Origin of the sequence: Raoultibacter timonensis, assembly GCF_022845715.1 — a bacterium.
Classification (GTDB): domain Bacteria; phylum Actinomycetota; class Coriobacteriia; order Coriobacteriales; family Eggerthellaceae; genus Raoultibacter; species Raoultibacter timonensis.
In genome coordinates, this window is the sequence record NZ_AP025564.1 from 21,261 (window position 1) to 35,998 (window position 14,738).

At 52.3% G+C, this 14,738-nt stretch carries 13 protein-coding genes; all 13 read left to right on the forward strand.

Features of this window, described 5'->3' with window-relative positions; genetic code table 11:
- The first annotated feature begins 143 nt into the window (after positions 1–143).
- The 13 genes from MWL89_RS00095 to MWL89_RS00155 all read left to right on the forward strand — a co-directional run bounded on the left by MWL89_RS00095 (position 144) and on the right by MWL89_RS00155 (position 14,719).
- Positions 144–1,664: a helix-turn-helix transcriptional regulator gene (locus MWL89_RS00095; RefSeq protein WP_244387451.1), complete on the forward strand. Its 1,521-nt coding sequence runs from the start codon at positions 144–146 to the stop codon at positions 1,662–1,664.
- Between the two features lie 337 nt (positions 1,665–2,001).
- Positions 2,002–3,579 (forward strand): flavocytochrome c, encoded by a 1,578-nt coding sequence (locus tag MWL89_RS00100; RefSeq protein WP_244387452.1) that lies wholly within the window; start codon positions 2,002–2,004, stop codon positions 3,577–3,579.
- Between the two features lie 493 nt (positions 3,580–4,072).
- The gene (locus MWL89_RS00105; protein WP_244387453.1) at positions 4,073–5,062 is read left to right on the forward strand and encodes a glycosyltransferase; all 990 of its coding nucleotides are present in this window, start codon (positions 4,073–4,075) and stop codon (positions 5,060–5,062) included.
- A gap of 8 nt (positions 5,063–5,070) precedes the next feature.
- Entirely contained in the window at positions 5,071–6,132 is a 1,062-nt protein-coding gene (locus MWL89_RS00110) for a glycosyltransferase family 2 protein (protein ID WP_244387455.1), read from the forward strand.
- A gap of 159 nt (positions 6,133–6,291) precedes the next feature.
- The gene (locus MWL89_RS00115; protein WP_244387457.1) at positions 6,292–7,383 is read left to right on the forward strand and encodes a glycosyltransferase family 4 protein; all 1,092 of its coding nucleotides are present in this window, start codon (positions 6,292–6,294) and stop codon (positions 7,381–7,383) included.
- 53 nt (positions 7,384–7,436) lie between these two features.
- Entirely contained in the window at positions 7,437–8,423 is a 987-nt protein-coding gene (locus MWL89_RS00120) for an LCP family protein (RefSeq protein WP_244387459.1), read from the forward strand.
- Between the two features lie 158 nt (positions 8,424–8,581).
- A complete protein-coding gene (rfbA, locus tag MWL89_RS00125; RefSeq protein ID WP_244387461.1) occupies positions 8,582–9,475 on the forward strand; it encodes a glucose-1-phosphate thymidylyltransferase RfbA in 894 nt (297 codons plus the stop codon).
- A gap of 1 nt (position 9,476) precedes the next feature.
- A complete protein-coding gene (gene rfbB / locus MWL89_RS00130) occupies positions 9,477–10,550 on the forward strand; it encodes a dTDP-glucose 4,6-dehydratase (RefSeq protein ID WP_244387462.1) in 1,074 nt (357 codons plus the stop codon).
- Between the two features lie 10 nt (positions 10,551–10,560).
- Positions 10,561–11,154: a dTDP-4-dehydrorhamnose 3,5-epimerase gene (rfbC, locus tag MWL89_RS00135; RefSeq protein WP_244387464.1), complete on the forward strand. Its 594-nt coding sequence runs from the start codon at positions 10,561–10,563 to the stop codon at positions 11,152–11,154.
- A gap of 219 nt (positions 11,155–11,373) precedes the next feature.
- Positions 11,374–12,192, forward strand: coding sequence for an ABC transporter permease (locus MWL89_RS00140; RefSeq protein ID WP_244387467.1), 819 nt, complete (start codon positions 11,374–11,376; stop codon positions 12,190–12,192).
- A complete protein-coding gene (locus tag MWL89_RS00145) occupies positions 12,182–12,961 on the forward strand; it encodes an ABC transporter ATP-binding protein (protein WP_244387469.1) in 780 nt (259 codons plus the stop codon). Before MWL89_RS00140 ends, MWL89_RS00145 begins: the two co-directional genes overlap by 11 nt.
- 10 nt (positions 12,962–12,971) lie before the next feature.
- Positions 12,972–13,703 carry an IspD/TarI family cytidylyltransferase gene (locus tag MWL89_RS00150; RefSeq protein ID WP_244387471.1) on the forward strand — a complete coding sequence of 244 codons (732 nt, stop codon included), beginning with the start codon at positions 12,972–12,974 and terminating at the stop codon, positions 13,701–13,703.
- Positions 13,697–14,719 (forward strand): alcohol dehydrogenase catalytic domain-containing protein, encoded by a 1,023-nt coding sequence (locus tag MWL89_RS00155; protein ID WP_244387474.1) that lies wholly within the window; start codon positions 13,697–13,699, stop codon positions 14,717–14,719. Before MWL89_RS00150 ends, MWL89_RS00155 begins: the two co-directional genes overlap by 7 nt.
- Positions 14,720–14,738 lie beyond the last annotated feature (19 nt).

Below are 14,738 nucleotides of genomic sequence, written 5' to 3' on the forward strand. Positions count from 1 at the left end.
CCTTGCGGCAAGCGGCTTGTTTGCCGTTTTAAACGTTGCGGTGGTTCAAGCATTGACCCGCAGAAACGGGTATACTGTGCTTTCGAGATCGCGAGGCTATTCCATGCTGCTTCGAGAATGAAGCGAACAGGGGACGAGGGCACGTGCTAAAGGATTCATCATATCCGCGCTGGCTGCTGTGGGCGGTTATCATCGGCGATGGCTTGTTCGTCGTGCTGCAGGTTCCCTCGCCTAACTTCTTCGGATTCGGGTTGACCCCGTTTTATCTGCTTGCCGCAGAGACGCTTGCATATTTGGTAGGCGGCTATATAGTATACCGCCTGCGTGCCTATACGAATAAGCGTTTGTACGCAATCTGTTTTGCCATCGTGGTCGTTTGCTGTGCGCTGCTGTACGTAACCGAGCTTCCTGCGGGGGCCATCGTCGCTTTGCAGGTGGTGGTGTACATGGCGCTCGCACTGCTCAACCTATGCTGGGGCGTGTGCTTCGCCTCGTTCAAGCCATCTGTTTCGATGGTGCTCGTCATCGGGTCCTATATCATCTGGAGCGCGTGCTCGCTCCTCTTCTCGTTCACCACCGATAACTCGCCGGCGATGACGGGGTTGCGCTTGCTGTTCCCGCTCGCTTCGCTCATCATCCTGGGATTCTGTCTTGCACGCCTCGACTTCGGTTCGAAGCAGAAGCGCTACGCGATCGACGAGAAACCGGCGGGTTTCGCCACGCTGCTGCTCGGCGTGAAGGAGCCGGTGATCGCGACCGTGGCTTTCTCGTTCATATTCGGCAGCATCATGCAGATGGATATCGTGCAGGGGGCGTCGGGCTACATCGTATCGCCCGAAGCACAGGTTGCGACGATCGCCGTATCGGTGGCGCTGCTGCTCTACGTATTGCGCGACGGCATGCGCATGCAGTTTCGCGTACTCGTGTTGGTGCCGCTCGCTCTGGCGACGGTGCTTATGGCTCGTGCGGTGCTCGAGGGGCAGTCGTTCTTCGCGAACGGTCTACCGCTTGCGCTGTTCAATTTCTTCGGACAGCTCGTCTGGATCGTCTTTGCGTGGAAGGGATACGAGAGCAAGGCGAATTCCCTCATCATGTTCGCGTTCGGACTCGGCTCGATGCGGCTCGGTCTTCTGTGCGGCCGCGGTTCGGTGGAACTGCTCTCGAATTCGGTCGGCATTTCCGATGCAACGGCAAACCTCGTTTCAATCGTGGGACTGTGGGCGCTGTTCATCGGCGTTCTGGTTACCGTCGCGATCATTCTGAAACGCCAGAATGCGGAGACGACCCCCTTCGAGGCGGACGAGGAAGTGCGCGCTGCGGGCATCGGCGATGTGCCGGTGCTGCATGTTGCCGCATCCGGTGCGGGAACCGGTGCGGCTGCGGAAGCGAGCGGTCCGATCGGCGGGGCTGTCGAGGTCGATGACGCGAATCTCTACGAACGAAAATTCGCTGAAGCGGTAGAGGGCGCGGGGCTCACCGAGCGCGAGAGCGAAATCCTTATGATGTATGCGAGCGGCCGCAGTGCCGTCTACATTGCCGAGGAGCTCTATCTGTCGAACTACACGGTGAAAACCCATCTGCGCCGCTGTTATGCGAAGCTCGGTATCCACTCCCGTCAGGAATTGCTCGATTTGGTGTGGAAGGGGCAGCTTCCTCCCGCATAGGGTTCGCAAGAACGCGAGCAAGCGGCTCCGCATCGAGAGCCGAGGATGTTTCACGTGAAACATCTGTTCGGTAATACCCGGGCGCCTCGTGGGCCTGCTGTATTTCAAAATGCGGCGGTCGTACGATATCAACCTTATCTGACCAGCAGAAATACCAATATACCTCCTTTTGTGCCACAAGCGGAAACGGGCAAATAGTCCCTTTGGAGGTACACGGCATCCGGCTTTCGCTCCTATGATTCGAACCGTCCTCAACACAATGCGCAAAACGGCGCAAGGCGTGCAGAAGAAGCGCCGGTACTCAGTAACAGGGGACGGATTCGAAGGGAGAAGGATCATGGAAACATCGCTGGACAGAAGGGGATTCCTCAAAACTTTCGCGATCGGTTCGGCTGCCGCTATGGTAGCAGGAGCCGGACTTGCGGGTTGCGCGCCTCAGCAGAAGGGTTCTGCGAACGCGACGACGGTTTCAGGTGCGGGTCTTCCCGAGAAGTGGGACGAGGAATGCGAAGTGCTCGTTATCGGTTCCGGCTATGCGGGGCTCGCGGCTGCCTACGAGGCGTCGAAGGCAGGTGCCGATACGATGGTCGTTGAGAAGATGCCGACGACGGGTGGCAATTCGGCCATCGCCGACGGCGACTTCGCCGTTTGCATGTCCTCTGCGCAAAAGGCCAAGGGCATCGAAGACTCGGTCGACAAGTACGTTGCCGACATGATGGCGGCGGGCCTTGGATTGAACGATGAAGAAAAGTGCCGCGTGCTTGCCGAGAAGTCGAACGAAACATGGGAATGGACCCAGAGCGATCTCGGCGTCGAATGGGATACCGACGAAGAAGGCAACATCAACGTGATTCCCTACGGCGGCCATAACACGGTGCGCACCATCCACCCCAAGATCGGTCACGGGTCGGCCATGACCGTTCCCTTGACCGAAAAGCTTAACGAAATGGGCGTTCCCATGAAGACCGGCCGCATGGTCACGAAATTCTTCCGCGACGAAACCGGCCGCATGGTTGGCGTTCAGGTGAACGAGAAGGCGAAAGGCAACGATCCCACCACGGGCAACCCCCTCTACATCAAGGCGAAGAAGGGCGTCGTCCTCGCCAGCGGCGGTTTCGGAAAAGACGTTACCTGGCGCTCCCAGCACGATCCGCGCCTCGGTGAAACCGTCGATTGCACCAACCAGGATGGCGCAACGGCAGAAGCGCTCGCGGCGGCCATGAAAGCGGGAGCCCTTACGGTACACCTCGATTGGATTCAGCTTGGACCGTGGTGCAGCCCCGACGAGACCGGCTACGGCAAGGGCCCGAGCTACATCGATGCCAACGTGGCTTACGGCATGAGCATCGATCCTCAGACCGGCCAGCGTATCGTCAGCGAGCTCGCCGACCGTCGCGTGTACTCGGATGCGATCGTCGCAAACGGCGTGCCGTTGATCCAGGTTGTCGACGAGCAGAACATTCCCAAGTGGAACTACGATGCGAACCTGCAGCCTGCAATCGACGCCGGCATCACGAAGAAGTTCGATACGATCGAGGATGTCATTGCCGCCTACGACCTTCCCGCCGAAGAGTTTATGGCGCAGTTCAACCGTTACAACGGGTACGTCGAGGCCCGCAACGACGAGGAATTCGGCAAGATGATCCCCGAGGATGCGAAGCCCTTGGGCGAGGGCCCCTACTATATCACCCGTATTTGGCCGAAGGTGCATCACACCATGGGCGGCGTGAAAACCAACATGGATGCTCAGGTGCTCGATGCCGACCTGAACCCCATCCCCGGCTTCTACGCCGCGGGCGAGGCGACCGGCGGCGTGCACGGAGCCTGCCGTCTGGGCTCGTGCGCCACGGCCGACTGCCTGGTGAACGGGCGCCTTGCCGGCCAGATGGCCGCCAGCAACGAGGTGACTGCGTAAAGAGAACGGCCTGCGCGACAAGCGACAGCCACCGAGCATAGACTACAGAAACAGGTGCCCGATCAAAGTCGAGCGCCTGTTTTTTTACACAGGAGCCGCTGCGGTCGTTCAACTTTTTTCGCATGGAGGCGGGCGCCCGGGTGGGAGTTGTGCTTATGCACGGGGGTTACCGAAGTGGGCGCCCGCAGAAAAGAATCCACCGCAAACCTTTTCGCGTAAAAACGAAGCGAACTGTCGAGTGTCGCAGTGCGCATAAGCGCTCTCGAAGTCCATCGGCGGTGGTATGGCATTATTACAGCACAACGGGTATTAAGGCGGCATTAAACTTTGGGATCCGTCGTACGCAATCCGACTTGCGCATGGACAGCGAAGACCAAGGAGTTACTGCAGGGTTCCCGATTCGCTTCGTCGCGCTCGGTTATAATGAGGGGCATTCTCGCAACGGCGATTGCGCAGCGGCATACCGGACGATACGCGAAAAGGGGCAATGCATATGACGAACACTACGGCGGCGCATCCTGTCGTTTCGGTTCTTGTGCCTACGTACAACGTTGAGCGCTACGTGGCGCAATGCCTCGATTCGCTGTGTGCTCAAACGCTCGAGAATATCGAGATCATCTGCATCAACGACGGGGCAACCGACGGGTCTGCCGCCATTCTCCACGACTACGCGAACCGCGACGCCCGCATCGTCGTTATCGACAAGGAGAATTCCGGATACGGGGCTTCGCTCAACAGGGGAATGGAGTGCGCTCGGGGAGCATATCTAGCCATTGCAGAACCCGATGATTTTGCCGAGCGCTCCATGTACGCGACTCTATACGATTTTGCCCAGCGCTACGATTGCGACGTGGTGAAATCGAACTTCTACGAATATGCCGAAGGGCGCAACAGGAAGAATCGAAACCTGCAGGGCTATCCGATGAAAACGCCGTTCGACCCAGCCGATCAGCCGCGTATCATCTGCACGATTCCCTCGATTTGGACGGGGCTGTACCGCACCGATATGCTCAAGCGGGAAGGCATCTCCTTTCGCGAGACTCCCGGCGCGGCGTTTCAGGACACCTCGTTCGTTCTGAAGACGTGGTTTGCAGCGAAGCGCTGCGTTCTCGTGCGTAAACCGCTGCTCCATTACCGTATGGATAACCCGTCTTCTTCGGTGAAGACGTCCGACAGGATTTTCGTTGTATGCGACGAACTCGCCGAAAGCGAGCGGTTTCTGCGCGAGCGTCCCGATCGCTGCGAGAAGTTCATCTCCTGGTTCCACGTTGATAAGTGGGGCAAATACCGATGGAACTACGAGCGGATAGACGCATCGTGCCATGAGGAATTCGCCGAGAGGATGCGCAGCGAGTACGCGCGCGCCTTTGAATCGGGCGAGCTCGTACAATCGTACTTTGCAGACGGCGATTGGCGCGCGGTTACGCAGTTGCTCGACGAGGGTGCCGCTTCGTTTGCCGCGCACCATCTGGAAACGTTTTAGGGGCGAACATGGACGAGGTTCGCGTATCGGTTATCGTTCCCCTCTACAACTGCGCTCCCTACATAGAAGCGTGCATAACATCGCTCAAAGAGCAGACCTTCGCCGATTTCGAGGTGCTATGCGTTGACGACTGCTCGACCGACGGCTCGCTTGCAATCGCTCGCGCGTCTGCGGGCGACGATCGGCGCTTCGGGTTCACCGCGTTGGAGAAAAACGGCGGGCAGAGCGTTGCCCGCAACGTGGCGCTCGACCAAGCTCGGGGAACCTACATCGTGCTGCTCGACGCGGACGACTACTTCGTACCCGAAGCGCTCGAGAAGCTCGTCGAACGGGCCGAGCAGCAAGACCTCGACGATCTCTACTTCTCCGCGCAGGCGTTCTACGAATCGAAAGAGCTGTTCGACCAGGTGCGCGAAGAATACCAAAATCGCCCCGCTTTCGACGGAGTGACCACGGGTCCGCGTTTGTTCACCTACTTCGAAGAGCATCGCGAGTTTTTGCCCCATGCGCCGCTTCGCATGGTGAAGCGTTCGTTGATCGAAGAGAACCACATCCGGTTTTACGAGGGCATCATCCACGAAGACGTGCTGTTCACCTTCCAGACGCTCGTGCGATCGAAACGGACTTCGTACTTGAACGAGCCGCTGTACCGGCGTCGCGTACGCAGCGGTTCGACCATGACGGCGAAGCATACCGTCGAAAACGTTCGGGGACACGTTGTCTGCGTGCGGGAGATGCGTGCGTGGGTTGAGCGGCACGCCGACGAGCTTGAAGAGGAGTTTTTGCGTGCGGTGAGCCGCCGCATGGTGGATTACTCGCTTATAGCGGGGCGCATTTGGCTCAAAGACATCGACGAAGCCGATCGCGAACGGTTTCTCCGTGGCCTTTCGCCGCAGGATCGTCTGGCATTTTACTCCGAGGTGGTCTATCCCGCCTCTGCGCTCGAAGAGTGCGAGAACGATCTTCGCTCGTCGAAAACGTATCGGCTGGGAGATGCGCTGCTCGGCGTGCCACGCCGTATGAGAGACGGCATCAGGGGGACGAAGGAATATCGGGGAGAGCGGAACTGAGCGGATTTTGCGTCCTGCGTGCGAGCCGTCTGGCAAGGAAAGCGCGCCAAATCGCAGAAAAGCGCGTTTACCGTTTGATATCTGCTAATATGAGCTGCACGAATACGTATATGGGGATTTGACTTGTTAGCGATGCATCAGGCATTAACGGTGTTTTTCGTGGCGTTTATCGTCACGTACCTTATGGTGCCCGTTTCCAAGAAGATCGCCGTGCTTATCGGTGCGATCGATTATCCCAGCAATCGCAGGCTCAACACCGATCCGGTGCCCCGATGCGGAGGCATCGCTCTGTATGTTGGTTTGGTCGCCGCCTGCCTTTCCGTGCTGATTGCAGAGCGTTTCTTCGGGTGGGATATCGTCGACCTGTACGTGCTCAGCGGAGTCAACTACATTCTGCTGTTCATCGGCATCACCATGATGTTCGCGGTCGGTTTGGTCGACGACATCATCCAGATGTCGGCTTTGCCGAAGTTGCTGGGACAGGTTGTTGCCGCTATTGTCGTGGCTGTGGCCGGCGTGACCATTGGAACCGTCCGCTCGCTCATTGACGGGGATTACGTCGATCTCGGATGGTTGAACTACCCGCTGACCGTGCTGTATCTCGTTGTGTTCGTTAACATCACGAACCTCATCGACGGACTCGACGGGCTTGCTACCGGCATCATCGCTATTGTGGCGACAAGTTTGCTGTATCTGGTGCTCATGCGTGGAAGTGCGACGTTGGCGATGGCATGCGTTGCGCTTATCGCCGTATGCCTTGCGTTTCTGCGCTACAACTTTTTTCCGGCCTCGATCTTTATGGGCGATTCAGGATCTTTGCTGCTGGGATTGCTTGTTGGCATTATCTCGATCACGGGCGTGGTGAGAACGCAGAGCTTCGTGGTCATGCTCGTCCCCCTCGTCATTGCCGGCATTCCTCTGCTCGACACCGTTTCCGCCATCATTCGAAGAAGCCGGGGTCACAAGCCGGTCGGGCAGGCAGACATGGGGCATATTCATCACCGGCTGCTGAGGGCGGGGCTCGGTCAGAGAAGAGCCGTTGCGGTTCTCTGGGTCTGCTCGGCGGTGCTTGCGTTTGTCGGCACCATGCTGGGAAGCTTTTCGGGACCGGTACGCTGGGCGATATTCTTCGGCTTAGCTGTGGTCATGTTCTTCATCATCTGGAAATTCGGCCTGTTCAAACCGGTTTTGAGGCACTACTACGACAATAAGGGCAAGCACGGCCCGCGTACTCCTCGCCATCATAAATAAGCCGACCAATGCCAATCTGAATGCTTCGTATTACCAGATGGTATACTGAGGCAATGGAAAACCAGCAAGAAGCGATAGCGCGTTCTCGAAGAAGGGCTGCAGCGGCAGTCCTCTGCGTTACTGTGTTCGCTGCGGCTTTTATCGGTGTCGCCTGCTTTCTGCATGCCAGCAGTCCCAAATACAGCCCGAACGAATTGGGTTCTCAGCTTGCACCGACATCCGATCCCCTGTATGTTTTGCTCATCGGTTCCGATTCGCGCAAGGGAACGGCGCTCTACACGGGTAAGGCGAACGAGCATGCTCAGGTAGATCAGCATTCCGATATCATGACGCTCATGCGAATCGATCCCGAAACCTATACCATTACACTGGTCACCGTTCCGCGTGATACCCAGCTGGCCGGCACGAGCGGAAAGATCAACGACGCTCTTGCGGGGGGCGATCCGAACGAGGTAGTCAAGGTCGTCGAAACCTTAACAGGGATTACCGTTGACTATTATATGATGACGACGTTCACGTCGTTCGAATCGCTCGTCGACGATCTTGGCGGCACCGTCGTCGATGTGCCGCTCAAGATTACTACCGACGATCCCTCGACGGGCAGAGACGTAACGGTTGCGCCGGGACAATCTCAATCGCTCGATGGTTCGCAAACGCTGGTGCTCGCCCGAGCACGCAAGGAGTACGTTGAAGATCAAGATGCTCTGCGGCAGGTCAACGTGAGGAATATCGAGGTGTCCCTCATCGAAAAGGTACTTGCCAATCCTGGCGGAATCGATGATGCGCTTCTGTACCTCGAAGAGCATACGACAACCAACATGGACTTCGGGTTGGTTGCCTCGCTTGCTGCAGACTTTTTACTGCATCGCGACGACGTAACCATTTACACGTGCACGGGGCCGCATAAGGGGTCGGTGAACGAAGCGGGCCTTTGGGTGATACCCGAAGACAAGGAAACGTGGAGTTTGCTCATGGAGACGGTCGACGCTGGGGAAGATCCGTCGGGCGTTGTCTCGCTGCCGTCGTTTCCTGTGTCGTAACCCCGTTTATACGCGGTATTGTAATTTCTGAGACGATTGATTTGAACTCCAAAGTAGAATATGGCTTCTTTTGATAAAGAGTCGATTCAAGTAGAAGATTATGAGTCAAGTAATAAAATAGGTGGTAATAAAGCCTGTTCGATGATGAGGAGATTAGAATGAAGGGCATTGTTCTTGCGGGCGGATCAGGAACTCGTTTGTATCCGCTCACGACGGTTACATCTAAGCAATTGTTGCCTGTATACGACAAGCCCATGATTTACTACCCTCTTTCAACGTTGATGTTGGCAGGAATTAGAGATATTCTTATCATTTCGACGCCGCACGATCTTCCGAATTTCGAGCACTTGTTGCGTGAGGGGTCACATTTTGGATTGAATTTGTCGTATGCGGAGCAGCCTGAGCCAAATGGTCTTGCCCAGGCGTTTGTCATCGGAGAAGAATTCGTTGCAAACGAGTCATGCGCTCTTGTTCTTGGAGACAATATTTTTTATGGAAATGGCTTAGGACGCCATTTAGTGCAGGCAAGCAAGGCCGAATATGGCGCAACTGTGTTTGGCTATTACGTTGACGATCCTGAGAGGTTCGGCGTAGTAGAACTTAATGCTGGCGGTCAGGTTCTTTCGATAGAGGAAAAACCCCAACATCCTAAATCCAATTATGCAGTGACCGGCTTGTATTTTTACGATAATAGGGTTTGCGAATTCGCGAAACAGGTAAAACCGTCAGATCGTGGCGAGTTTGAGATCACAAGCTTAAATCAAATGTATCTCGAAGATGGATCGTTGAATGCCATAGTGCTCGGTCGTGGTTACTCTTGGTTCGATACGGGAACCACGGATTCTTTGTTTGAAGCAGCAGAGTTGGTTCGGGTTGTGGAAAGCTCCCAAAGGCTTCAGATCGCCTCAATTGAAGAAATCGCCTACCACAGAGGATGGATTTCGCTTGAAATGCTGGAAGAATCTGCGAGGGCTTATGGAAAGTCTCCCTACGGGGAATATCTGCAAAAAATCTGCGATGGAAAGATTATGATATCGGAGAAAGAGGATTAATATGCGAAAAACATATCTTGTGACTGGTGGCGCAGGATTCATCGGGAGCAATTTTGTTCTCTACATGCTAGAGAAGTACAAAGATGTTCGCATTATCAATGTTGATAAGCTTACGTATGCAGGAAACATAAAAAACCTCGACAGCGTCGCCGATGATGAACGTCATGTTTTCATGCAGGCGGACATTTGTGACACGGACGCAATTCGCAAATTATTCCAAGACTACGATATCGATTATGTAGTAAATTTTGCTGCTGAGAGCCATGTAGACCGATCAATACAGGATCCTGAAGTATTTGCGCAAACGAACGTTGTGGGTACAGTCAATCTGCTCAACGCCGCAAAGGAATCATGGGGATTGTCAAAGAGATCTTTCGATAATCGAAGGTTTTTGCAGGTTTCGACTGATGAGGTTTACGGAAGCCTTCCTCTAGACGATCCGGAGTGCTTTTTTCAGGAGAGCACTCCTCTCGACCCTCGGAGTCCCTATTCGGCATCTAAAGCAGCAGCGGATTTATTTGTGAAATCATACGGTGATACCTATGGGTTGCCAATCAATATAACGAGATGTTCGAACAATTATGGTCCATATCAGTTTCCCGAGAAACTCATCCCTTTGATTATAAACAACGCAGTTCATCACAGAGCACTGCCAGTGTATGGCGACGGGCTGAACGTTCGAGACTGGCTTTATGTAGAAGACCACTGTAGGGCTATCGATATGGTATTGCGAAAGGGCAAGATTGGAGAAATATATAATATCGGTGGCCACAACGAGCGGAATAATCTAACCATCGTAAGAGCAATTGTCCGAGAGCTCGAGACAGTCCTACAAGATTCCGAAATCAACGATTCGTTAATTTCGTACGTCGAGGATCGTAAAGGACACGGCCGTCGTTATGGTATCGATCCTAAAAAAATAAAAACTGATCTAGAATGGTATCCCGAAACATCGTTCGAGGACGGTATTGTGCGGACGATTGCTTGGTATCTTGCTCATGAAGACTGGTTGGAGAGCGTTACTAGTGGAGCATATCGAGAGTATTACTCGAAAATGTATGAACACCACGAGTAAGGGAGAAGCTATGGCCAAGAGCATTCAGAGCGGTAACTTCACTTTTACCGAAACCTCTATTGAAGGAGTAACTGTAGTAGGCGTTGCTTCTTTTGTCGACGAGCGTGGGTACTTTATGGAAACATATAAAAGAAAGGATTTTGTCGCTGGAGGAATCGACGTCGATTTTATACAGGATAACCAATCTTCTTCTACGTTAGGTGTATTGCGAGGACTCCATTTTCAAATCGCACATCCACAGTCTAAACTTGTGCGCGTGGTTCTTGGCGAAGTATTCGATGTTGCTGTTGATTTGCGCCGGGGCAGTCCAACTTTTGGCGCATGGGAAGGCGTTGTTTTGTCAGCCGAGAATAGAAAGCAGCTTTTTATACCCAGAGGATTTGCGCACGGCTTCTTGGTTTTATCTGAAAAAGCTGAGTTCTGCTATAAATGCGACAACATCTATTATCCCAATGATGAGGGCGGCATTGTGTGGAATGACCCAGAAATTGGGATAGAGTGGCCCTCCTTTGGGGGAGCATCCAAGTTCGATCCCTCTAAAATAGTTTTGAGCGATAAAGATGCTAAGCTACCTCGATTTGATGCTAGCCATAGATACTGCTGATGCCTGATTGAGTTTGGTGAGACATGAGAGAAGACGACGCAAGCTAAGCGATACGAGGGGCTGGGTGAAAGGCGACACTCCCTGGCGGTCTAGATTCGACTTAACGCAAAACGCCTGTTGACTTCGTGAAAAAAACTAGTTCGCCACGTGGGTTGTATGGGTTTAAGACGCTTATGCTATCATTTTAAGCTTCAGCTGTTCGGTATTGTAAGGAGAACCGTGCTCGCAACTTTGGTGACAATCCTAAAAGACAACTGGCAATGGCGAAAGCAAATCGCACGCCTTGCTTTGTTCGACTTGGTGAAAAAATCTCGTGGCGCAGTGCTGAGTTGGGCTTGGTTTTTCATCAAACCTGGGATGTACATATTCTGTTTTTGGTTTGCTCTTGATGTCGGGTTGCGTGTGGGAAGCGGAGCCTCTAGCCCAGATGCACCTCCCTATATTTTATGGCTTAGTGCAGGAATCATCCCGTGGTTTTTTATGCAGGATATGCTGAGCGCGGGAATCGATGTATTACATCGTTACCCATATCTTGTAAACAAAATAAAGTTTCCATTAAGCTGCATTTCCACTATCTTCACAAGTGCGACAATGCTCGTTCAGCTTATGTTGATGGTTGTTTTATTCGTTATGTACTTTGCTTGCGGTATGCGATTTGACGCGTATTTACTTCAGGTTCCCCTTCTTCTCATCTTGATGTTCCTGTTTTGGACAGTCGCGTCGATTCTTTTTTCGCAACTCTCTGCCATGAGCAAGGATGTCGCTAATCTCGTTCATGCCATGTCAACACCTTTGTTTTGGCTGTCGGGGGTGCTTTTCAATATAAAAGGCGTACCGCTTGAATGGGTTCAGGTATTGCTCCAGTTTAATCCGATAACCTTTTTTGTTACAGCTTTTCGGGGCGCCTTTTATGAAAAAACCTGGTTTTGGGATGATCCCATGGCGTGTATTGGTTTTGCAGCTGCATTCATTATTACATTGATATTAGCGCTGTTCGTATATAAGCGATTTAATGAGGAGGTTGCGGATGTCCTCTAGCGAAGAAATCAAACCGCTATGCAAAACGAGTGTGAGCAATGAAGTTGTGGTTCGCTTTGACAATGTAACTAAGACTTACAATCTTTATAAAAACGACAGGGGACGATTTCTCGGGATTTTCAACTATAACAAGAAAGGGGCTTTTCTTGGTAGCGTTGATGCGAACAAGAGCCTATCGTTCGAAATAAAAAAAGGAGAAGCGGTTGCTTTTCTTGGATGCAATGGTGCCGGGAAGAGCACTGCGCTAAAAATGGTGACGGGTGTTACCCATCCTACAAGTGGTATCGTTGACGTAAAGGGCCGCGTATCGGCGCTACTTGAGCTTACTGCAGGGTTTGATATGCAATTGACGGGTAGGGAGAATATCAGTTTGCGGGGGCAAATACTCGGCCTAAAGCGTTCTGATATAAAGGAGATGGAACCAAGTATTATCGAGTTTGCCGAATTGGGTCTTTATATAGATCAGCCGATGAGAACATATTCAAGCGGGATGAAAGCAAGGTTGGGCTTTGCCTTCGCTGTTGCGATAGAGCCAGAAATATTGGTGGTTGATGAAGCTCTGTCGGTTGGGGATCGGGCTTTTCAAAAAAAATGTATCGAACGAATACGAGAGATCATGACTGACGAAAACGTAACGGTATTATTTGTTACACACGCGTCTTCATCGGCTAAAGAATTTTGCAGCCGAGGGATAGTGCTAGATCAGGGAACAAAGGTTTTTGACGGCGGAATCGACGAAGCTACGGCGTATTACGAGAGCAATTTCTAAGGGGCTGATTATGTCCAACGCGAATGGTAGGGTATATGCTGCGGTTCTAGCGGGAGGATCTGGTGTTCGGATGGGTAATCCCGATAAGCCAAAGCAGTTTCTGATGATGGGTGACAAGCCCATAGTTGTGCATACTCTTGAAAAGTTCTGCGTAAGCGGATTCTTCGATCGGGTGATTCTGCTATGTCCAGAAACATGGCTTCGACAATCTCAAGACATCATTAACAAATATTGTTCGAAACATGCTGGACAAATAGATGTTGTAGCTGGCGGTTCGGTACGAAATGAAACAATCATGAACGCCATTAACCACATCGAGACGAAGTATGGAGCCGACGATGGCACGATTTTGGTAACTCACGATGCAGTAAGGCCATTTGTAACGTACCGAGTTATAGAGGAAAACATTCGAGCAGTCGAAAAATACGGTGCCTGCGATACCGTCGTTCCGGCAACAGATACTATTGTGGAGAGCGCGAACGGTGAAACGATATCAGTTATTCCCGATAGGAGGATGCTATACCAGGGACAAACTCCGCAAAGCTTCAAGATGCAGCATTTAAAAAAACTCATGCTGTCTTTGAGCGAAGATGAAAAGGCGATTCTTACTGATGCATGTAAAGCATTGGTTTTACGTGGGGAAAGCGTCGCTTTGGTTCGAGGCGAAGAGTCGAATATCAAGATAACATATCCGCAAGATATGCGGATTGCTCTCGCTCTTGTAGAGGGACAATCATGCTGAACTGCTCCTATCGCCTCGTAGCTCCGAGAACGATTCAGCCGGTTCTCTTACAAGTTGACGCAGCCGACAGAGTTGTCGTTAGGCCCACTAATTTATCAATATGCAATGCCGACCAGCGCTATTATCAAGGTGTTCGCAGCGAAGAGGTTTTAAGAAAAAAATTACCAATGGCTTTGATTCATGAAGGAATCGGTCGCGTGGTGAGCGATCAGACGGGAGAGCATAATTGTGGCGACTTGGTTGTAATGATCCCGAATGAGCCTTCCAAGCAAGATCTGGTTATTGCGGAAAACTATCTTTCTGACAGTAAATTCCGCGGAAGTGGCTTTGATGGGTTCATGCAGGAGCTTGTTGTCCTGTCGCCAAATCGAGTTATTCCTCTTCCTCGAGGCATCGATGCCGATATTGCTGCATTTACTGAGTTGGTAAGCGTGGCAATGCATGCGATACGCCGCTTTATGCTGACTGCTCATTGCCGACGGAGAAGGGTAGGGATTTGGGGCGACGGCAATGTTGGTTACATTGTGGCGCTGCTGCTCCACTATCTTTTGCCGGATACCGAGCTTTTCGTGGTTGGTCGCAACTCTCAGAAGTTGGCCGATTTCACTTTTGTTTCAGATGTTTTTCTGGCAAGCGAAATGCCTGTCAAAGCACGAGTTGATCATGCTTTTGAATGTTGCGGGGGAGAGGGTTCTGCTTCTGCAATTGAGCAGATTATCGAGCATATCGAACCTGAAGGGACAGTGTCTCTTTTGGGTGTTGTCGAAAATTCCGTGCCAATAAACACACGAATGGTTTTGGAGAAGGGATTGCGTTTCGTTGGTAATAGCCGCAGCGGGCGAGTCGATTTCGTGCAGGTTGTTGAATTGTATAGAAAACACCCAGATATTCTTGACTATCTATCAAGTTTGATAGGGCACGTCCATGCAGTGTCTAATCTTCAAGATATCCAAACCGCATTCGAGGTTGATATGCGAAAACCTATGGGGAAAACAATAATGCAATGGAACATGTAGGGTTGCGTCGAACAGGGTT